This window comes from Curtobacterium sp. 24E2, from assembly GCF_016925595.1.
Classification (GTDB): domain Bacteria; phylum Actinomycetota; class Actinomycetes; order Actinomycetales; family Microbacteriaceae; genus Curtobacterium.
The window spans coordinates 2,863,328-2,884,163 of record NZ_CP068987.1 but is presented as its reverse complement, the minus strand read 5'-3'; the positions used below and the strand labels follow the sequence as shown (position 1 = coordinate 2,884,163).

16 protein-coding genes are annotated in these 20,836 nt (G+C 71.5%); 5 read left to right on the top strand and 11 right to left on the bottom strand.

Features of this window, described 5'->3' with window-relative positions; genetic code table 11:
* Positions 1-17 precede the first annotated feature (17 nt).
* Positions 18-551 carry an NUDIX hydrolase gene (locus JN350_RS14135; protein WP_205462585.1) on the bottom strand — a complete coding sequence of 178 codons (534 nt, stop codon included), beginning with the start codon at positions 549-551 and terminating at the stop codon, positions 18-20.
* Between the two features lie 50 nt (positions 552-601).
* Between JN350_RS14135 and JN350_RS14130 the strand changes: the two genes are divergently transcribed.
* Entirely contained in the window at positions 602-1,315 is a 714-nt protein-coding gene (locus tag JN350_RS14130) for a M50 family metallopeptidase (RefSeq protein ID WP_205462584.1), read from the top strand.
* Positions 1,316-1,328: 13 nt separating this feature from the next.
* Here the strand turns inward: JN350_RS14130 and JN350_RS19665 are convergent, their stop codons facing one another.
* The 3 genes from JN350_RS19665 to JN350_RS14120 form a co-directional block, all read right to left on the bottom strand.
* Entirely contained in the window at positions 1,329-1,442 is a 114-nt protein-coding gene (locus JN350_RS19665; RefSeq protein ID WP_240347339.1) for a Rax2 family protein, read from the bottom strand.
* Positions 1,442-3,256 carry a glutamine--fructose-6-phosphate transaminase (isomerizing) gene (glmS, locus tag JN350_RS14125; protein WP_205462583.1) on the bottom strand — a complete coding sequence of 605 codons (1,815 nt, stop codon included), beginning with the start codon at positions 3,254-3,256 and terminating at the stop codon, positions 1,442-1,444. The genes JN350_RS19665 and glmS overlap by 1 nt, the downstream gene beginning before the upstream one ends.
* Positions 3,257-3,752: 496 nt before the next feature.
* On the bottom strand, positions 3,753-6,449 hold the full coding sequence (locus tag JN350_RS14120) for a helix-turn-helix transcriptional regulator (protein WP_205462582.1): 2,697 nt from the start codon (positions 6,447-6,449) through the stop codon (positions 3,753-3,755).
* Positions 6,450-6,912: 463 nt separating this feature from the next.
* Here JN350_RS14120 and JN350_RS14115 point away from each other — a divergent pair, with 463 nt between their 5' ends.
* On the top strand, positions 6,913-8,421 hold the full coding sequence (locus JN350_RS14115; RefSeq protein WP_205462581.1) for an MFS transporter: 1,509 nt from the start codon (positions 6,913-6,915) through the stop codon (positions 8,419-8,421).
* 59 nt (positions 8,422-8,480) lie between these two features.
* Here the strand turns inward: JN350_RS14115 and hisN are convergent, their stop codons facing one another.
* The 4 genes from hisN to aroA form a co-directional block, all read right to left on the bottom strand.
* Positions 8,481-9,263 (bottom strand): histidinol-phosphatase, encoded by a 783-nt coding sequence (gene hisN / locus JN350_RS14110; protein ID WP_111086431.1) that lies wholly within the window; start codon positions 9,261-9,263, stop codon positions 8,481-8,483.
* An 18-nt stretch (positions 9,264-9,281) separates the two neighbouring features.
* Positions 9,282-10,454, bottom strand: coding sequence for a hypothetical protein (locus JN350_RS14105; protein ID WP_205462580.1), 1,173 nt, complete (start codon positions 10,452-10,454; stop codon positions 9,282-9,284).
* A gap of 269 nt (positions 10,455-10,723) precedes the next feature.
* Positions 10,724-11,797 carry a ribosome small subunit-dependent GTPase A gene (gene rsgA / locus JN350_RS14100; RefSeq protein WP_205462579.1) on the bottom strand — a complete coding sequence of 358 codons (1,074 nt, stop codon included), beginning with the start codon at positions 11,795-11,797 and terminating at the stop codon, positions 10,724-10,726.
* Positions 11,798-11,801: 4 nt separating this feature from the next.
* Positions 11,802-13,193 (bottom strand): 3-phosphoshikimate 1-carboxyvinyltransferase, encoded by a 1,392-nt coding sequence (gene aroA / locus JN350_RS14095; RefSeq protein ID WP_205462578.1) that lies wholly within the window; start codon positions 13,191-13,193, stop codon positions 11,802-11,804.
* Positions 13,194-13,304: 111 nt separating this feature from the next.
* Between aroA and JN350_RS14090 the strand changes: the two genes are divergently transcribed.
* Positions 13,305-14,066 (top strand): sigma-70 family RNA polymerase sigma factor, encoded by a 762-nt coding sequence (locus tag JN350_RS14090; RefSeq protein WP_205462577.1) that lies wholly within the window; start codon positions 13,305-13,307, stop codon positions 14,064-14,066.
* Positions 14,067-14,157: 91 nt separating this feature from the next.
* Entirely contained in the window at positions 14,158-14,304 is a 147-nt protein-coding gene (locus JN350_RS21020; protein WP_333925806.1) for a hypothetical protein, read from the top strand.
* Between the two features lie 12 nt (positions 14,305-14,316).
* Here the strand turns inward: JN350_RS21020 and JN350_RS14080 are convergent, their stop codons facing one another.
* Together JN350_RS14080 and JN350_RS14075 are read right to left on the bottom strand one after the other, a co-directional pair.
* Positions 14,317-15,726: a LamG-like jellyroll fold domain-containing protein gene (locus JN350_RS14080; RefSeq protein WP_205462576.1), complete on the bottom strand. Its 1,410-nt coding sequence runs from the start codon at positions 15,724-15,726 to the stop codon at positions 14,317-14,319.
* Between the two features lie 65 nt (positions 15,727-15,791).
* Positions 15,792-16,373 carry a hypothetical protein gene (locus tag JN350_RS14075; RefSeq protein ID WP_205462575.1) on the bottom strand — a complete coding sequence of 194 codons (582 nt, stop codon included), beginning with the start codon at positions 16,371-16,373 and terminating at the stop codon, positions 15,792-15,794.
* Between the two features lie 115 nt (positions 16,374-16,488).
* On the opposite strand from JN350_RS14075, the gene JN350_RS14070 reads away from it, so the two are divergent.
* Positions 16,489-16,929: a GNAT family N-acetyltransferase gene (locus JN350_RS14070; RefSeq protein ID WP_205462574.1), complete on the top strand. Its 441-nt coding sequence runs from the start codon at positions 16,489-16,491 to the stop codon at positions 16,927-16,929.
* Between the two features lie 21 nt (positions 16,930-16,950).
* Here the strand turns inward: JN350_RS14070 and JN350_RS14065 are convergent, their stop codons facing one another.
* Positions 16,951-20,688, bottom strand: a complete 3,738-nt coding sequence (locus tag JN350_RS14065; protein WP_205462573.1) for a multifunctional oxoglutarate decarboxylase/oxoglutarate dehydrogenase thiamine pyrophosphate-binding subunit/dihydrolipoyllysine-residue succinyltransferase subunit — start codon at positions 20,686-20,688, stop codon at positions 16,951-16,953.
* Positions 20,689-20,836 lie beyond the last annotated feature (148 nt).

Genomic DNA, 20,836 nt, shown 5'->3' with positions numbered 1-20,836 from the left:
GCACGACGCGCGAACCGTCAGCCGCGGTACCCGACCGATGCGACGGCCGCCGACAGTCGGCCGGGCAGCCCCGGCGGGATCCCGGCCGGCAGGGCGTCGAGCGCGAACCAGCGCACGTCGTCACTCTCATCGCTGACGGCCGTCACCACCGACGGGTCGGCGAGGGCGACGAAGCCGACGTCCCAGTGCGCCGCGAAGGTGAACCCACCGCCGAGCTCGTGCCGGTCCAGGTCCGCGATGCGGCCGTCGAGGAGTTCGAGGTCGGTGATGCCGGACTCCTCGCGGGCCTCGCGACGAGCGGCGTCGGCCAACGAGGCATCCGACGGCTCGAGGTGCCCGCCGAACTGCACCCAGAAGCCGCCCTTGCGGTGCAGGCAGAGCAGCACCCGGGCCAGGTCGGGCGAGAACACGAAGCACGACGCGGTGAGGTGCTCCGGGCCGCCGTCACGCCACAGGGAGGCATCCCCTCCGGCGGCGACGAACGCGGCGAACGCATCGCGGTGCCGATCGTCAGCGGTGGCGAGGGCGGTGGTGACGATGTCGAGCAGCACCGCACCATCCTCCCAGGTGTGATGACGGGCAGGGCTGCGATGCTGGTCCCTTGACCACCGCAGCCCCGCCCCTCGTGTTCGTCGCGCTCGTCGTCGGCGCGCTCCTGCCGTTCCTGCCGCTCGTCGGACGTGTCGCCCGGATCGCCGCGACCATCGCCCACGAGGTCGGGCACTGCATCGTCGTCGTCCCGTTCGGTGGCCGCATCCAGCGCATCGACCTGCACCCGGACGGCTCCGGCGAGGCCTGGGTCCAGCTCGGTCGGGTCCCCGGCGGCATCCGCTGGCTCGTCCGGATCCTCAACCTCTACGCCGGGTACAGCGCACCGCTCTGGGCCGGGGTGCTGCTGGTCACCGGGGTGCTGCACGGTTCGCGGTGGCTGCCCGTCGCCGTGCTCGGTGTGATCGGGCTCGTGGCGCTGGTGTTCGTGCGGAACTGGTTCGGGCTGCTCGTCGTGCTCGGGTTCGACGTCCTGGCGCTGTGGGTGGCACTGCGTCCGTCCGAGACCACGGTGCTCGTGGTCGCCACCGTCGGGGCGTTCTTCGTCGTCGACGGACTGCGGTCGGTCGTGCAGGTCGCGCGGTGGCTGCTCACCGGTGCCCGCGTGCAGACGGACTTCCACATCGCCGCGGCCGAGATGCGGGTGCCGGCCGGGGTCTGGTTCGTGCTGTTCGTGCTGGTGAACGGCATCGCGGTGTGGCTCGCACGGGTCCCGCTGCTCGAGGTCTGGGACACCGTCGTGGCGGGCGTGCGCGCGCTGGTCTGACCGCGCGCCGGGGTCAGCCCAGGACGGTCGGCCCGGCCACCACGACGACGAGCACCGTCGTCATGGCGATCGCGAAGGCCGTGAGCACGACCAGGAACGTCGTCAGGTGGTTCATCCGACCGCGCATCACTCGACCGTCACCGACTTCGCCAGGTTGCGCGGCTTGTCGACGTCGCAGCCGAGCTGCAGCGCGAGTTCGCGGGCGAGCATCTGCAGCGGCACGACGGCCTCGAGCGGACCCCACGGCGCCGCCATGGCGCCCCAGGTGAGTCCGCCGGTGCCGCGGTTGCCGAGCGCCGGGATGTCCGACCCTTCGCCACCGATGGTGATGACGAACCCGCCGCGGGCCCGGACCTCGGCGATCGCCGACTGGATCTTCGGCTCGCCGTGGTCGATCACGACGACGGGGGTGCCCTCGTCGACGAGTGCGAGTGGACCGTGCTTCAGCTCGCCCGCGGGGTACGCCTCGGCCCAGCGGTAGCTGAGCTCCTTGAGCTTGAGTGCGCCCTCGGCGGCGTACGGCAGGCCGGCACCGCGGCCGAGGAACAGGAAGCCGGTGGCCTCCTTCACGCTCGACACCAGGAGTGGCATCCGGTCGGCGGACACCTGCGTGGCGTGCTCGATGCGCGACGGCAGGTCGAGCAGTTCGTCGACGAGCGCGTGGGCACGTGCGATCTCGATGCGGCCGGACGCCACGAGCGCGGAGATCACGGCGGCGACGCCGACGACGACCTGCGCGGTGAACGTCTTCGTCGCGGCGACGCCGATCTCCGGACCCGCGTGGCAGTCGAGCACGGCGTCGGCGCGACGGGCCAGCGAGGAGTGCATGTTGTTCGTCAGCGCGAGCACCGGGTGGCGGTCCTCGAAGCGGTCGAGCGCGCGGAGCACGTCGGCGGTCTCGCCGGACTGGCTGATCGCGACGACCAGGGTGTCGGGGCCGAGCACGGCCTGGTCGGCCTCGCTGGCGACGACGATGTCGGTCGGGACGCCGCCGATGCCGCGCAGCGCGGTGGCGATGACCTGGCCGGCGTTGAGCGAGGTGCCGCACGCGACGATCGCCAGGCGCTGGAATGCGGGCAGCCCGAGGCCGACCCACATGCTGCCGTCCGCGGTGCGGCGGGCGATGCGGTCCAGGATGGTGCTGACGACGTCGGCCTGCTCGCCGATCTCCTTCGCCATGTGGTCGGGGTGGTCGCCGAGGTCCAGCGCGGTGGCGGCGAACGGCGACGGGGTGGGGAACGGCACGGGCACGGTGATCCCGTTCGACGACCAGGTCCAGGCCTCGCCGAGCTCGACGACGTCACCGTCGCGGAGCGCCACGAAGGTCTCGCACCACTCGGCGATCGCACCGATGTCGCTCGCCACGAAGTCGCCGCGGGCGGACCGGGCGACGACGAGCGGGGAACGGTCCGCGGCCACGACCATCCGGCCGTCGCGGGCGTCGAGGACGACGATCGCCCACGACCCCTCGAGCTGCGCGGTCGCGATCTGCACGGCGAGCATCAGGTCCGGGTCGACGGCCAGGGCACGCTCGACGAGGTGCGCGATGACCTCGGAGTCGACCTCGGAGCGGAACCGGTGGCCCTGCGCCGTGAGCATGTCGCGCAGGCGCTCGGCGTTCTCGATGATGCCGTTGTGCACGATGCTGATCCGGCGCGAGCAGTCGGCGTGCGGGTGAGCGTTCGCCTCGCGCACGGCACCGTGCGTGGCCCAGCGGGTGTGGCCGATGCCGACGCCCGTCAGGGCGTCGCCGGACCGGGCGGCGACGAGCGTGCGCAGGTCCCCGACGCGGGAGACCGAGCGGATCGTCTCGGTGCGTCCGGTGGCGGTCCGGACGGCGATGCCGGCGGAGTCGTAGCCGCGGTACTCGAGTCGTTCGAGTCCGTCGAGCAGGTAGGGCGTCGCGTCGTCAGACACGCGGGCCGCGATGATGCCGCACATCGGCTGTCCCTTCGGGGGAACGGGGTGGGGAGTGGAGCGGGGGTTCGGCACCGACCGCCGTCGGGTCTGCCGCGCGTCCGGGTCCTCGCGGTCCTGACCGGCGCCCGTCCTCGGATCAGGCGAGGACGGACGACGGAGTGGGTGGGCCACGAGGTTCGGGTACCGGACGGGGTACCGCGGTCTGGCCCCTGGGGAGGGGCACGGCGGTCGGTGCATGAGAAGCCTCACCCGGCGACGCCGCCACGGCAACAGTCGTCGACTGCTCTTGCGGTTCCCCGCGTGCGGGGGACGCCGCGGTGCGGTCGCGTGCGGACTCCCGCAACGTGCGCGCGCGCTCCGCGTGAAGCGACGCGCCAGCGGCGCGCGGCGCCAGCGCCGACCGAGCCTGCGAGGTCGGTTGCATGAAGACCGGGAAAAGACGGCCGGGAGGCCCGGTACCAGCTGGTACCGGGCCTCCCGTCCGCCTTGTGGTCGCGTCGACCTGTGCGCTCTTCGACTACGTGAGCAGCGCGACCAGGTGGGAGCGCGACCGCGCGCCCACCTTGCGGTAGATCTGCGTGAGCCGCAGCTCCACCGTGCGCTGCGACATGAACAGCGACGACGCGATCTCGCGGTTGCGGTAGCCCTCCGTCACCTTCTGCACCACGGCACGCTCCTCGGCCGTGAGCGAGGTGAGCACCGCGGAGGCGTCCGGAGCGCTCCGGGGCGTCCCCGGCATCGACGCGGACAGCACCGGGGCGGACCGGAGCGACGGCCCCGTGCCGAACGGCGGCATGGCCGCCGCCGGTGCGGGGGTGACGAGGGGACGGCGCATGCCGGCCGCCTCGTACGCCGCCGCTGCTGCCGCTCCGAGACGCGGACGCTCGGCGGGGTTGCCGACCGTCGCGAGGGCCGCGAACGTCCGTGCCCGCTCGAACTGCGAGTCGTGCGGCTGGAACAGCTCCAACGCACGGCGACGGGCGGTGTCCCGGGTGGTGTCGTCGGCGACGAGCGCGAGGCTCCTCGCCAGCACGAGCGCACCCCAGCGACCCGGTCGGGCGTGGTGGTCCGCAGCGAGCCGCGCGGTGATGGTGCGGGCGTCGTCGATCCGTCCGAGGCGTGCGTACGCCTCGACCAGGTCGCCGAGGTGCCGGAGCACCGCGGGGTTCCGCAGGGACCGGCCGATTGCGTCCGCCGCTTCGAGTGCGGCGGCTGCCTCCTCGAGCCGTCCGTCGAGCAGCAGGACCCGACCGCGGAGCGCGTGCAGCTTCGCCGTCGCACCCCACAGGCGGCTCGTCGAACGGTGCTCGAGGCACCGGTCCACGACCGCCAGGGCATCGGCGGAGCGCCCCTCGGCGAAGTGCCGCCAGGCGATGGCGATGGCCCGCGACGGCTCACGGAGCCGCTCGACCACCGAGGAACCGGCCTCCCAGACGTCGATCGCGCGGAGCGCCTGCCGGAAGTTCCCGGAGCGCACCTCGTTCTCGGCGGTCAGGTAGCGGGCTGCCTCGGTCCACACCGGCGCCGTCTGCGGGCCACGGGCGAGGACGAGTGCGAACACCCGACGCGCGCTCCGGTACCGCTCGGCGATGCTCAGCGCGTGGGCGAGGAGCAGCAGGGCCGGGTCGGACATCGCCAGCAGCACCGACGTCGCGAGTCCGTCGTGCAGGTCGGTGTCCGACGGCAGGGTGCCGTCGATCGCCGCGATGAGCTCCCGCGCGGTCGCCGTGATCTCCAACGTGTGCGGAGATACCGACGCCTCGAGGGGCTCGACGCGGTGCAGCAGGTCCCGCGCCTGGTCGAGCTCCCACGCCTCGGCACGGAAGCACGCCACCATGGCCATCAGCCCGGCGACCGCGTCCACGTCGGCCGGTTCGGTCGCGTCCACCGACACGAGGAGTTCGTCCGCGTGCACGGCGTCGCCGCTGAGGTACTGCGCCGAGTACTGCAGGCGCAGCCGGCGGACCTCGTGCGCCGTCGTCCGGAACGGACGGAGCGCGGCGAGGTAGCGTGCGGCGAAGCCGAGCAGCCGGTTGCCGAGCAGGGCCTCGGCGACCCCGAGCAGCGCGACGAGCTCGTCCTCGGTGCCGCCACCGACGTGCAGGGCACGCTCGGTGAGGGCGATCGCGGCGTGCACGTTGCCGTCCACCACGTAGGACCGTGCGGCGCCGAGCAACGCGACCACGTCGGGGACGTCGTCGACGAAGCTCCGGTGCCACGCGGCTGCCCGCGGGTCGGACTCGGTGCTCGCCGTGGCCAGCGCGGCGTGCGCCGCGCGGCGGTCACGGGCGGGCATCCGCCAGTACAGCGCGGACCGGACCAGGGGGTCACGGACCGTCACGCTCTGGCCCCGCACGGTGGCGAGGCCTGCTCCGACCAGGTCGTCCAACTCGTCGCGGTCCCAGGCCGTGGTCTTCGCGACCGGCACCAGGGCGAGTTTCGCGAGGACGTCCAGATCTCGTCCCGCGGCGGACCCGAGTGCGAGGGCTGCGAGGGCCTCGGTCGTCGGAGTGGGTCGGAGCGGGAGCACGATCGGCTCCGCGCCGGTGAGCTGCTCGCGGCTGAGCACCGCGAGTTGTTCGCGGAGTGCGCCGGGGTTGCCACCGGTCTCCGCGGCGAGGACGGCGAGGACGCCGTCGTTCGCTTCTTCCGGTGCCATGGTCCGGGCGAGGATCAGTGCCTCGTCGGACGGCAGCGGCTCGATGCGGAGCGTCGGCAGGGCCGCGAGCGGACCGTCCGACGGCACCGAACGGACCGTCGCCACGACGCGCAGGGCGGTGCCTGCGAGTCGGCCGGCGAGGAACGCGATGAGCTCCTGGCTCTCGACGTCCATGCGGTCGAGGTCGTCGATCAGCACGAGCGTCGGCGGCAGGGTGAGGGCGTGCACGGCGTCGAGGAAGTCGTGCGCCGCCGCCAGTCCGGCGGTCACGGGGACCGCCGTCTCACCCGTCTGCAGGAGATGGGCGATGTGGGCCGTCGCACGGGGGTCGTCGAGCGCGGTGAACAAGGAGGTCACGCCGGCCAGCGGCCAACGGGATTCGCTCCCGTTGACACCGACCCGCACGACGGGGAGGGAAACGCGGTTCGAGACCGCGTCGAGGACGCTGCTGCGTCCGGAACCAGGGTCGCCGACCACGACCATCGCGGACTCCCGAGGGAGTACAGCGAGGGTCGCGATCCGGTCGACCTCGAGACGTCGACCGGTGAGTGCCATGACTCACCGGCCTCCGGGCCCGGAAGCGGATCCTGCGGAGAGGTCGTCGGCGAGCGCGGTGAACGCTGCGACGGGGCGCCGTGAGGCGGACCGGACTGCTGCACGGTGGGTGGCCGTGTCGGAGTGCGGACGGATGGCGGCGACTGCGCGCGCGCCGGAGCTGTCGTGGATTGAATGCGGTCGACGAGTGAGGGTGCACTCGGTTCCGCTCGGGAACGATGATGTCATCGTCTGTATCACCCCTCGGGTTAGGGTCTTCGGACGAACACGGTCGGCTGCGCACGAGCACTCGGATCTAGGGAATCCAGGTGCTTGCGTGACCTTCCGTAGGAGCACGATAACTCAGGTCCTGGCCATCTGAGCCGCCCCGCGCACCGCGTATCCGGCAACGGTGCCCCCAGTCCGGGGGCCACGACGAGGGGTGTCACCCGGCTGGGGGACGGTCGGTGTACGAACGATGGTGATGTCCAGCCCTGACCCGACCGACGCCCGCCTCGACGACCGCACGCGTTGGAGGGCCTTCGCCGTGTGCGTCGCGGTGGCCGCCCTGACGATCCTCGACCTGTCGAAGGTCAACGTCGGGCTGCCGTCGATCGAGAAGTCCCTCGACGCCACCAGTTCATCCCTGCAGCTCATCGTGGCGGGGTACGCGCTGGCGTTCGGCCTCGCCCTCGTGCCCGCCGGTCGGCTCGGCGACCTGAAGAGCCGCCGTGCCCTCTTCATCATCGGACTCGTGGCGTTCACCGTGTCGAGCCTGCTCTGTGCCGTGGCGCCGACCATCGAGGTGCTCATGGTCACGCGGATCCTGCAGGGCTTCGCCGCCGGCACCCAGATGCCGCAGGTGATCGGGCTCGTGCAGCAGTTGATCCGGGGCCCGGAGCGCGGACGGGCCTTCGGGCTGTTCGGCGCCATGATCGGCATCTCGACGGCACTCGGCCCGACGATCGGCGGTGGCCTCATCGCGATCGGCGGCGAGGAGAACGGGTGGCGGCTGCTGTTCTGGATGAACGTGCCACTCGGACTCGTCGCGCTGTTCTTCGCGATGCGGCTGCTGCCCAAGGGTGCACAGGGGCAGGCGAAGGACCGCGAGCTGGACATCGTCGGCATCCTGCTGCTCGGCGCCGCCATCGTCACGTTGATGCTGCCGTTCGTGCTCACCACGGGTGCCGGCGACTCCGGTGCCCGGTGGCTCTGGCTGGTCGCCTTCGTCGTGTTCCTCGGCCTGTTCGTGCTCTGGGAGGTCCGGTACAAGCAGCAGGGCAAGTCGCCGGTGGTGCACTTCGAGCTGTTCCGGTTGTCGTCGTACCGCAACGGGCTGTCGATCGTGGCCGTCTACTTCGCGGCGATCCCGGCGTCCTTCCTGATGGTGACGCTGTTCCTGCAGGAGGGGCTCGGGCTGTCACCGCTGTTCGCCGGCATGGTGAGCATCCCGTTCGCGGCCACGAGCGCCGTCGGGTCGTACATCGGCGGACGGATCGTCGACCGGGTCGGACGGGCCCTGGTGGTCTTCGGGCTGTTCATGGTCGTCGTCGGCTTCGTGCTCCTCATGCTCGCCGCGGTGCTGACCCCGCCGGAGGTCACGCCGTGGGCGATGGCCGGGGCGTTCCTGGTCGGCGGGCTCGGCGGCGGGTTCGTGGTGTCGCCGAACCAGACGCTCACCCTGGCCGAGATCCCCGTGGAGCAGTCCGGGGTCGCCGGGTCCATGCAGCAGCTCGGGCAGCGCGTCGGGACCGCGATCGGAACCGCGGTGGCGACGAGCATCTTCTACGGGATCGTGCGGGGTGCCGCCGCCGGTTCGGACGGTTCCGGCGGCTTCGCCGGCGGGAGTCGGCTCGACGCGTACCACGACGCGTTCCGGAGCGGCACGACGTTCACGGTGTCGCTGATGGCGCTCGCGCTCGTGCTGGCGGTCGGGGACCTGGTGGTGCGGCGGCGCGCTGCCCGGCGTGAGGCGGCGGCTGCGGCTGCCTGATCGACTCGGAACGACACCCGCGACGTCGTCCGACGTCGAGAGTGTCGTTCGGGGTCGTGCTAGCGGCGGATGACCTCGACGACGGCGTCGTGCACCAGGCCGTTCGTCGCGAGTGCACTGCCGTGCCAGGCCCCGGGGTCGCCGTCGAGCGAACTGAAGCGCCCGCCGGCCTCTTCCACGATGGGCACGAGGGCCGCGATGTCCCACGGCTTCAGGTCGGGTTCGCCCGCGATGTCGATGACCCCCTCGGCGACCAGCATGTACGACCACATGTCGCCGTAGGCGCGCGTCCGCCAGACCTTGCGGGACAGGTCGACGAGGGACTCGAGCCGGTCGTCGTCGTCCCACTGCTGGATGCTGTTGTAGCTCAGGCTCGCGTCGGACAGGTCCGCGACGCCGGAGACGCGCAGCTCGCCGTCGAACGAGTGCGCGCCGAGCCCCTCGGCCGCCCACCAGCGCTTGCCGAGCGCGGGGGCGCTCACGACGCCGAGCACCGGGCGTCCGTCGACCGCCAGGGCGATGAGCGTCGCCCACACCGGCACGCCGCGCAGGTAGTTCGCGGTGCCGTCGATCGGGTCGACGACCCACTGACGGTGCCCCTCGCTGGTCGCCTCGGCACCGGTGTCTGCCGTGGTCTCCTCGCCGAGGAACGCGTCGTCGGGGCGCTCGGTCGCGATCCGCTCGCGCAGGGCGTGTTCGACGGCCTGGTCGGCGTCGGTCACGTGCGTGCTGTCGGCCTTCTTCGACACGTGCAGGTCGGCGGCGCGGAACCGCTCGAGGCTGATCGTGTCGGCGATGTCGGCGAGCGAGCGGGCGAAGTCCAGGTCGGCGCTGAGGTCCACGGGTCGAGCGTAGCGGGGCTACGCGGCGACGACCTCTTCCTCTTCGAGCCGGGTGACCTCACGCTCGCGGGCGATGCGGGTTCGTCGGGCCACGAGGCCGTGCACGACCACGCAGAGCAGGATGGCGGCGGCGAGCCACAGCGCGAGCACCAGGGACGACCGGCCGAGCGAGGCGTCGGGGAAGTACTGCAGGTCCTGGGCCGCCTGCAGCCAGGCTGCGCCGCTCCAGAAGGAGTGGAGCGCGGCGAAGAACCCGGGCACGAACGACGCCTGGAAGATGCCGCCCGACGACGTGAAGTTGAGCATCACGAACAGCATCGTGAGCACGGGCGTGGTCCACCGCCCGAGGACCGGGTGCAGGCCGACGCCGATCGCGACGATGATCGCGTCGTACAGCCAGGCGAACAGGAACACCTGCCAGTGGTGGGTCGTGATGACGCCGTAGATCGGTCCGGCGACGATGACCCCGATGCCGGCGACGACCCCGGCGGTGGCGAGGCCGACGACCGCGGTCCACACCGCGCGGAGCTTCGTCGCGACGGACGCCACGGCGATGGCCGATGCGTAGCCGCCGACGCTCAGCGCGACGAGCAGGAAGAACAGCCCCTGTCCGGTGCTGTCCTGCTCACCCGTGGGGACGACGTCGACGATCCGGAACGGCACGTGCTGCTCGTACGCGATCGGCAGGAAGACCTTCTGTGCGGCGCTCGCGGTCGTCTCCGACGCTGCCGTCGAGACGTAGAGCGTCGCGCCCGTGGCGGTCGGGGCGTACACGGCGGCCAGGTCGCGGTCGCGGATCTGCCGCTCGGCGTCCTTGGTCGACGCGACGACGTGGGCGACGAGGGCGCCGTCGGACTCGTCGGTGACGGTCTGCGCGAACACCTGGGTGGCGGCGGCCTGCCCGACGATGCCGACCGGCAGCTCCTTCGGTGCGGGGGCGTGGAAGGCGCCGAGGTAGGCGAGGCCCATCCCGGCGGCGAGGAACAGCGGCACGAGGATGTGCGTGGCGAATGTCAGGAGCACCCGTCCGAGGCCGTCCGGGCGCAGGACGCTGTCGGTGCGCTGCGGTCGCGGTGCTCGTGAGGACTTGTGGGTGGGGGAGTGGTGCGCGTGCGACGTCGTTGTCGTGCTCGAGGACGGGGCGTCGACGGCGGGGGTCGGCGCAAAGTTGTACTTTGCAACTTCAGACACGAGGGTTCACTGTACAACACCGCTGCACACGTGTCGACGCGTGCTGGCCGGTGGGTCGAGGCCCGAGCGCGGTGGGGCGAAGCGCCATGCCCGAGCGCCCACCGCCGGGGTTCCACGACATGCCGCATGCGGTTCCCCGAGGTTCCACGAACGGCCCGGGTCGCCGCCGAGATGTGCAGATTTCGGAACCTCGACGGCATGGCATGGCATGGCACGGCAGGGCACGGCACGGCACGCCGCGGCACGGCGCGCCGGGCGACCGCGCCGGGCTACTCGAGGCCGGGGTCGGAGGCGCCCATGCCCGTCAGGAGCGCGCGGAACGAGTCGAGCCGTTCGACACCGGTGACGCCGAGCTCGCCGTCCTGCACCCGGTCGACGATCTCCCAGTCGTGCGCCTGCGCCAACGGGATGTCGTCCCGCGCGGGCCGCACCGGGATCGCGTGCGCGGCGAACGCGCGGAAGACGTTCGCGGGGTCGACGTGGCCGAGGCCGAACGACCGCACGCCGGGGGTGTCGATGATCCAGCCGCCGTCACGGACCCGCAGCGCGATCGACGACGACGAGGTGTGCCGCCCGCGCCCGGTCACCGAGTTCACGACGCCGATCGCCCGGGTGGACCCGGTCAGGGCGTTCACGAGCGTCGACTTGCCGACGCCGGAGTGCCCCACGGTCACGGTGACCTTGTCGTCGAGCAGGTCGTGCAGGGCCTCGAACGGGACGTCGTCGGACCGGCTCGTCACGATCCGCAGGTCGAGGCACGCGAAGTGGGCCAGGAACGGCGCCGGGTCGGCGAGGTCCGTCTTCGTGATGCAGAGGATCGGGTCGAGCCCTGCGTCGAACGCGGCGACCAGGTAGCGGTCGATGAGCCGGGTGCGGGGCTCGGGGTCGGCGGCCGCCACGACGATGAGCATCTGGTCGGCGTTCGCCACGATGACGCGCTCGACCTCGTCGGAGTCGTCGGCGCTGCGGCGGAGCAGCGTGGTGCGCTCGGCGACCTTCACGATGCGCGCCAGCGACCCGGGGTCGCCGGAGACGTCGCCGACGAGCGACACGTGGTCGCCGGTGACGACCGACTTCTTGCCGAGCTCGCGGGCCTTCGTCGCTGTGATGACGTGCTCGGATCCGGAATCGGAGTCGGACCCCGTCGCCACCAGCACGCCGAACCGCCCACGGTCGACGTTCGTCACCCACCCCACGGGCGCGTCGTCGTACGTCGGCCGGGTCTTCGTGCGGGGCCGGTTGCCCTTCGGGTTCGGACGCACCCGCACGCTCGACTCGTCGTACTGTCCGTACGGCTCGTCCGCGTCGGAGTCGTCACCGTCGACGTCGTCCCACCAGCTCATCGGATCAGCGCTCCGTAGCCGGTGTGCCGGAGGCGGTCGCGACCAGGTCGGCCCACAGCTCGGGGAACTGCGGCAGCGTCTTCGCCGTGCACCCGATGTCGTCGACGGCGACGCCGTCGACGACGAGGCCCACGACGGCGCCGGCCGTCGCCATCCGGTGGTCGTCGTACGCGGCCCAGTCGCCGCCGTGGAGCACGGCAGGCTCGATGCGCAGGCCGTCGTCGAGTTCGCGCGCTGAGCCTCCCGACCGGTTCACGTCCGCCGCGAGCGCGGCGAGACGATCCGTCTCGTGCCCACGCAGGTGGCCGATCCCGGTGATCTCGGTCGGCCCGCCGGCCAGAGCGGCCAGCGCGACGAGCGCCGGTGCGAGTTCGCCGCCGCGGCTGAGGTCCAGGTCGAGACCCGGCAAGGAGGCCCCACCCCGGATCCCGACGCCGCCGTCGACGAGCAGGTCGTCGCCGTCGCGGGCCACGGTCGCGCCCCACAGGGGCAGGAGCGTCTCGAGGTCGGCGCCGACCTGCGTGGTCTCGCGCGGCCAGGTGCGGATGCGGACGGTGCCACCCGCGACGAGCGCGGCGACCGCGAACGGCGCGGCGTTCGACAGGTCGGGCTCGATCGTGACGTCGCGCGCGGCGATCGAACCGGGGTGGACGACCCACTCGCCGACCGCGGGTTCGTCGACGGTCACGCCTCGGGCACGGAGCGCAGCGACGGTCATCTCGATGTGCGGCAGGCTCGGCAGGCGCTCCCCGACGTGGGTGAGGTGCAGGCCCTCGTCGAAGCGCGGCGCGGAGAGCAGCAGGCCCGACACGAACTGCGACGAGGCCGACGCATCGATCGACAGGTCGCCGCCGCGCACCGAACCGGTTCCGGTGAAGGCAAACGGCATCGAGCCGTCGCCGTCGTCGGTGACGTCGACACCCAGGTCGACGAGCGCCCCGATGATCGCGTGCATCGGACGCTTGCGGGCGTAGGGGTCGCCGTCGATGACGACCGGGCCGACCGCCAGGGCGGCCAGCGGCGGCAGGAACCGCATCACGGTGCCGGCGAGGCCGCAGTCGACGCGGACGTCGCCGTGCATCGGTGCCGGGGTGATCTGGAGGTCCGGGCCGTAGGGGTTCGGCTGCGCACCAGGTGCCGGCTCGACCTCGTCGATCCCGACGCCGAGCTGCCGGAGCGCCGTGATCATGAGCGCCGAGTCGCGCGAGTGCAGCGGCAGGCGGATGACGGAGGGGCCGTCCGCGAGGGCGGCGAGCACGAGCTCGCGGTTCGTCAGCGACTTCGAGCCGGGCAGCGCGACGTCGCCGCGCAGGGGACCGCGCGCGAGCGGGGCGATCCAGGGGGCCGGGTCCGCGGCGGCCGGTGCGCCGCTCTGGGAATGCGTCGTGTCTGCCATCGGTTCACAAGACTACTGAAACGATCGGGAGGACCCTTGGCCACAGCACTCGCACCCTCGCGGACGCGCCTGCCCGGCGTGTCCACGTCGCTCGCTCTAGACTGGCCCGCGATGACGACCGACGAGCCGCAGGCAGCACCGCACGACCTGGTCGAGGAGACCGAGGAGCAGCTCGACGCGGTCGAGGCGGAAGAAGAGGCGTCGTTCGTCGACGCGAAGACCGTGCCGGCCGACGAGCTCCGCGCCCTCTTCGAGACCCAGGCGCTGCCCTTCATGGACCAGCTGTACGGCGCGGCGATGCGGATGACCCGCAACCCGGCCGACGCCTCGGACCTCGTGCAGGAGACCTTCGTCAAGGCGTTCGCCGCGTTCCGTCAGTTCAAGCAGGGCACGAACCTGAAGGCCTGGCTGTACCGGATCCTGACGAACACGTTCATCAACACGTACCGCAAGAACCAACGGAACCCGTACCAGGGCACCATCGACGAGCTCGAGGACTGGCAGCTCGGCGGCGCCGAGAGCGTCACCCAGTCGATCTCCGCACGCTCGGCCGAGGCCGACGCGATCGACCACCTGCCGTCGTCCGCGGTCAAGGACGCCCTGCAGGCCATCCCCGAGGACTTCCGGATGGCCGTGTACTTCGCCGATGTCGAGGGCTTCTCGTACCAGGAGATCGCCGACATCATGAAGACCCCCGTGGGGACGGTCATGAGCCGTCTGCACCGTGGCCGCCGGCTCCTCCGAGGGCTCCTGGCGGACCACGCCCGTGAGACCGGCATCGTCCCGGACGCAGCGTCGACGGCGACGATGCGCGGACGAGGCCGGAAGACTGCCGCGACCCAGGGTCGCGTCGATGGGAAGGAAGCACGATGAGCGGCTGCGACTGCTCCAAGGCGAAGGCCGAGCTCGAGGAGTTCCTGCACGGGAGCTCTGCCGCGAGGACGCGGCGGACATCCGTGAGCACATGGACGACTGCGAGGACTGCACGACCGAACACCGCGTCGGCGTCGTCCTGATCGAGACCGTGCGCCGCGCGTGCAAGGAGACCGCTCCGGAAGAACTGCGTGGCGAGATCCTCGCGCGCATCAGGCTGGAGCAGTCGACCCACTGACCGGACCGCGGCTCACCGTCCGGCGGCGTGGTGCGCTGCGATCGTCGGGGCGTCCAGCACGTCGGCGTACACGCGGACCGTGTCGACGTCCCCGGTGAACGCGTACCCACCGGCGTTCGGCCACCCGGCCAACGTCTGCCGGCCCGCTCGCCAGTGCCCGTCGTACTGTCGGAGTGACACGGCGTCGGTCCGGGCGTCCTGCTGCACCCCGTCGAGCCAGAGCGTCATCGACCGCGGCTGGAACGTCGCGACCGCGTGGTGCCACTCGCCGTCGGTGACCACGGCGGACGAGCCCACGGTGAACTTGAACTGGTTGCCCGAACCCTCGACGCCGAACCGGAGGCGTCCTCCGGCGTCGAGGTAGAGGTGCCGGTCACGGTGCGTCGACGCCGCGTTCCGGTCGGATCCGAACCCGAACAGGCGACCGCCGTCCGCGTCCGTGGTCCGGAACCACACCTCGATCGTGAAGGCGTTCGGGGCGCTCACGGCGGAGTCGGTGACGGCCCAGGTCTCGGCACTGCCCGTGGTCCCGAAGGTCGCGTGGGGGTTGTCCGCGCAACTGCCGATCGTCCGGGTCCCGTCGCCGATGAACTGCCCGCCGGCACCGGTCCCACTCGAGTCGGTGACGAGCCGGTCGTCCTTGTCGGCGAAGTCCCACGCGAGCACTGCGCCGGGAGCGGGGTCGTGGAAGCACCCGAACGTCTGGCTCCGGAGCGACGAGGCGGAGTTCGTGGTGCCGCTGAACCCCGCCGACGCCATGGTGCCGAGGACGATCGTCGTGGCAGCCAGCGCGGCGACGATCGGCAACGCGGGCTGCGTCGGCCGCACCACACCGGCCGGTGTCAACACTCGTGTGTGCAGGTCCCACCGTGGCGTCCCGCACCGTCGGCACGGCTGACCGGCCACGATGTCCCGGTCGGCCCGTGCCAGTGCAGCGAGGACGGCGGCGACGGCGACCGTGAGGGCGACCGACGTCCAGGCTCCGGATCGGATCCACACGGTGAGCAGTCCGATGCCGGGGAAGCGGAGCACCCCGACGCCGTGGACGGCCGTCGGGGCCACCGTGCTCCGGTCCGCCTGCGCGTTCGCATCGCCGCGGAGCCGGAGCGCCCCGTCCTGCTCGATGCGTTCGAGGCGGTGCAGCCGGAGTCGGTCGTCGTGGTCGGGGTCGTCGACCAGCAGGACCCGTCCGGGCGTGACGGCCTCGGCATCGACGGGCATCGCCGCCACGACGTCGCCGGCCCGGACACCGGGTGCCATCGAGTCGGACACGACGGTGGTGACGTGCCACCCGAAGGCCGCGGGCAGGGCAGCCCAGACGGCGACCGACAGCACGGACCAGAGCACGGTCCGCGCGGCGACCGCGAGGAGCAGCCGCGGGGCGTCCCCGACGCAGGGTCGGGTCTCGGTGCGGTTCGGCAACGGCTGCTCCTCGGGTCGTGTGCGGCCGGGTTCGGCCGCGTTGGTCGGTCTCGGACGGAAGCGCGTCAGTCGGTCTGGGCTTCCCAGACGAACGTGGTGCCGGCTTCGGACTGCTGCGCGGTGTTCGGGGTCTCCGTGTCGAGGTCGTAGGTGAACCGGTACGTGGTGCTCGCCGTGCCGACCGCTGGCTTCCAGTCGTCGACGCCCGTGCCGAAGGAGTCGAGCGCCATCAGCCCGGCGAGGGTGCCGTCGTGCACGGTCGAGGCTGCGGTGAACGTGCTGCAGTCACCGGCCGTTCCGAGTGCGCCGCGTTCCACCTTCATGTCGAGGTGCTGCGCGAGCGCGTCGACGTCGGACTGCTCGTCCGTGTAGAGCTTGACGGTCGTCGGGTTCGTCGTCTCGGCGGTGACGGTGATGCAGTTCGACCCGCCCTCGCCGGGGACGAGGGCGTCGGTGTCGAACATGGCCTCGCTCTGGTCGTCGTCGGTGAGCGTCACGGCGCCCGTGCGCCAGGCGTTGCCGGCGTTGTCGGTGGTGTCGGAGAAGGCCGCGTACGAAGCGGTGGCGATGAGAGCGCCGCTCGCGACGACGGCGAGGGGGAAGGCGATCCAGGCGGCGGTGCGGCCGTGGCGGGAGGTGATGTGCATGGCTGTCCTGTCGGTCGGAATCACCCGGCGGGTGATATGACAGCAGCATATATGAATATCAGTTGCTCGAAAACCCCGTCGCAACACGTCGCAGTGCCCGGGTAGGGTCGCCAGCATGACCCTCCTCGTCGAGTCGATCACCACCTGGTCCGACACGGACGTCTCCGACGTCGCTGCCCTCGTTCGCCTGCTCGGCCACGAGGTCGACGAGGCGGCGATGCGTGCACGCCTCGAACGGCTCACGCCCGAGGCCGGACACCGCACCTGGGTGGTGCGTGGCGACGACGGGCGGCCCGTCGCCGTCGCCGGCGCGCAGGTCACGTGGGCGTACGCGAGCGACGAGCCGACGGCGCAGCTCCTGCTCCTGGTGGTCGACGACACGGCCAGGAGGCTCGGCACCGGTTCGGCGCTCATCGGCACCTTCGAGGCATGGGCCGTCGAGCAGGGCGCGCGTCGGCTCAGTGCCGTCAGTGCGGCCGCGACGGACAGCGCGCACCGGTTCTACCAGAAGCGCGGGTACCACGACGCGGGTGTGCGCTACACGAAGATCGCGTAGCGCACACCCGCGTCAGGGGTTCTAACCGAGGGCCTTCTCGATGACCTCGGTAGCTTCCTGTGCGGAGCGCTTCGACGACCCGGTGGCCGGCGCGGCACTCGCGGCACGGGCGGCGACCGACAGCGGCCGACCGTCGAGGTGCGGCGACAGGTTCATGCAGACGAACGGCCAGGCGCCCTGGTTCTCCGGCTCTTCCTGCGCCCACACGACGTCGGCGTCCGGGTAGCCAGCGAGGACCTCGAGGATGCGCTCGAGGGGGAGCGGCGCGAGCTGCTCGAGTCGGACGAGCGCGACGTCGGTGACCCCGCGCTTGTCCACCTCGGCGCGCAGGTCGTGGTGGACCTTGCCGGAGTGCAGCACCACGCGGCGGACCGTCGCCTTGTCGGCCACCCGGTCGTCGTCGATCACTTCCTCGAACGTGCCGTTCGTGAAGGCCTCGACCGCGCTCGTCGCCTGGCGCAGGCGGAGCATGGCCTTCGGGGAGAACACGATCAGCGGCTTCTGCGGACGCTCCCACGCCTGACGACGCAGCAGGTGGAAGTACGACGCCGGGGTCGACGGGCGGGCGACGACCATGTTGTCCTCGGCGCACAGCTGCAGGTAGCGCTCGATGCGGGCGGACGAGTGGTCCGGTCCCTGGCCCTCGTAGCCGTGCGGCAGCAGCAGGACGAGGCCGGAGCGCTGCCCCCACTTCTGTTCGGCGGACGAGATGAACTCGTCGATGACGGTCTGGGCGCCGTTCGCGAAGTCGCCGAACTGCGCCTCCCACAGCACGAGTGCCTCGGGCCGCTCGACCGAGTAGCCGTACTCGAACGCCATCGCCGCGTACTCGCTGAGCAGCGAGTCGTAGATGGTGAACCGGGCCTGGTCCTCGGTGAGGTTCGACAGCGGCAGCCACTCCTGGCCGTTCGACCGGTCGTGGAACACCGCCTGGCGCTGGACGAAGGTGCCGCGGCGGGCATCCTGGCCGGCGAACCGGACCGGCTTGCCCTCGACCAGCAGCGAACCGATCGCCATGAGCTCGGCCATCGCCCAGTCCACGCCGCCGTTGCGCGTCATGTCGGTGCGCTTCGACAGCAGCTGCTGCAGCTTCGGGTGGATCGAGAAGCCGGCGGGCGGGTTGCTGTGTGCGTCCCCGATGGACCGGACGAGCTCTTCGGACACTGCGGTCTCGCGGACCTCGACCTCGGAGTCGTCCTGCTGCGCTGCCGGGCGTTCGAGCCCCTGCACGGCACCGTCGTCGTCGACCTGGATCACCGGGATGGTGCCGGTCTGCGCCTCGTGCGTCTCGGCGAAGGCACGCTCCAGGCGGTCCTGGAAGTCGCGGTGCGCCTCGTCGTACTCTTCCTGCGTGATGTCACCGCGGCCGACGAGGGCCTCGGTGTAGAGCGTGCGGACGGACCGCTTCGCCTCGATCAGGTTGTACATGAGCGGCTGGGTCATCGAGGGGTCGTCGCCCTCGTTGTGCCCGCGGCGGCGGTAGCAGATGAGGTCGATGACGACGTCACGGTGGAACGCCTCGCGGTACGCGAACGCCAGGTCGGCGACGCGTGCGACGGCCTCGGGGTCGTCGCCGTTCACGTGGAAGATCGGCGCCTGGATCGTCTTGGCGACGTCCGTGGAGTACACCGAGCTGCGGGCCGACTCGGGCGGGGTGGTGAACCCGACCTGGTTGTTGATGACCAGGTGCACGGTGCCGCCCGTGCGGTAGCCGCGGAGCTGCGACATCTGCAGCGTCTCGACGACCACGCCCTGACCGGCCATCGCCGCGTCACCGTGCACGAGCACCGGCAGGACGTTGGTCGAGCCGGGGCCCTGCTTGTCCTGCTTGGCGCGGACGATGCCCTCGAGCACGCCGTCGACGGCCTCGAGGTGGGACGGGTTCGCCGCGATCGTCACGGGGATGCTCGAGCCGTCCGAGGTGCGGAACAGTCCCTCGGTGCCGACGTGGTACTTCACGTCGCCGGAACCCTGACCGGACACCGAGCCCGGCAGGGACGAGCCCTCGAACTCACGGAAGATCTGGCCGTAGGTCTTGCCGGCGATGTTCGTCAGGACGTTCAGACGACCGCGGTGGGCCATGCCGATCGCGACCTCGGCGAGGCCGACACCGGCGGCGTGCTGGATGAGCGTGTCGAGGAAGGCGATGGTCGACTCCCCGCCCTCGAGCGAGAAGCGCTTCTGCCCGACGTACTTGGTCTGCAGGAAGGTCTCAAACGCCTCGGCCTCGTTGAGCTTCCCGAGGACGCGCAGCTGCTCGTCCTTCGACGGCTTCGAGTAGGGCACCTCGATGCGTTCCTGCACCCAGCGGCGCTGCTCGGGGTCCTGGATGTGCATGTACTCGATGCCGACGGTGCGGCAGTAGGCGTCGCGCAGGATCCCGAGGACGTCGCGCAGCGGAGCACTCGTCGTGCCGGCCAGCCCGCCGGTGACGAACTCGCGGTCGAGGTCCCAGAACGTCAGCCCGTGGCTCTCGATCTCGAGGTCGGGGTGCGTGCGCTGGCGGTACTCGAGCGGGTCGATGTCGGCCATCAGGTGCCCGCGGACGCGGTAGCTGTTGATGAGCTCCTGCACGCGAGCGGTCTTGTTGACCCGGTGCGCCAGGTCGACGTTGATGTCGTTCGCCCACTGGATCGGCTTGTACGGGATCCGGAGCGCCGCGAAGATGCCGTCGTAGAAGCCGTGCTCGCCGATGAGGCGTTCGTGGACGTGCTTGAGGTACTCGCCCGAACCGGCGCCCTGGATGACCCGGTGGTCGTAGGTGCTGGTCAGGGTGATCGTCTTGCCGATGCCGAGCTCGACGAGGGTCTTCGACGCCGAGCCCTGGAACTGCGCCGGGTACTCGAGGGCGCCCGCGCCGATGATGGAGCCCTGCCCCTTCGTCAGGCGGGGGACCGAGTGCACGGTGCCGATGCCGCCCGGGTTCGTGAGCGAGATCGTGGTGCCCTGGAAGTCGGCCGGCGTCAGCTTGTTGTCGCGGGCCCGCTTGACCAGGTCCTCGTAGGCGGACAGGAACTGGCCGAAGGTCAGGGTCTCCGCACGCTTGATGCTCGGCACGAGGAGCGACCGGGTGCCGTCCTTCTTCGGGACGTCGATCGCGATGCCGAGGTTCACGTGCGCCGGGGCGACGACGAACGGCTTGCCGTCGCGCTCCTCGTAGAACACGTTCTGGCTCGGGAAGTCCTTGAGCGCCTGCACCATCGCCCACCCGATGAGGTGCGTGAAGGAGATCTTGCCGCCGCGGGCACGGCGCAGGTGGTTGTTGATGACGATCCGGTTGTCGATCATCAGCTTCGCCGGGATCGTCCGGACGCTCGTGGCCGTGGGGACCGTGAGCGAGGCGTCCATGTTCGACGCCAGGGTCTTCGCCATGCCCCGAAGTGGGGTCGCCACGTCCTCGTGGGTCTCCTCGTGGTCGTCGGCGGCGTCGTTGGCCTCGGCCGGGATCGGCTGCGGCGACGGCTGACGCGACGTGGTCTTCGCCTGGATCGGACCGCCGGCCGGAGCGGACGCGCCCTCGGCCGGAGCGGGCGTTCCCGCCGCGGCAGCGGGCGCAGCAGCGGCGGTGTCAGGGGCGGTGGTGTCAGCTGCCGGAGCGCCGCCGACCTGCGTGCGGTGGTAGCTCTCGAGGACCGGCCACCAGGACTTGTCGACCGACTCCTTGTCCGCGACGAACTGCTCGTAGAGCTCGTCGACGAGCCACTCGTTCGCCCCGAATTCGCCCGCGGTCTCGTCCGTTCCGGTCAGATGGCTCGACACAGCCGATCGCCCACTCTCCGTCGATAGATGCTCGTGTGTGTCGTGCGGTGCAACCCTGCCCCGCACAGGTGCCAAGCCTAGCCGCTCGCACATGTCCGTTCGGTGTCAGCCGCGGCGCGAGTCGGGGCCCGGTCCGGCCTCCGGGCGG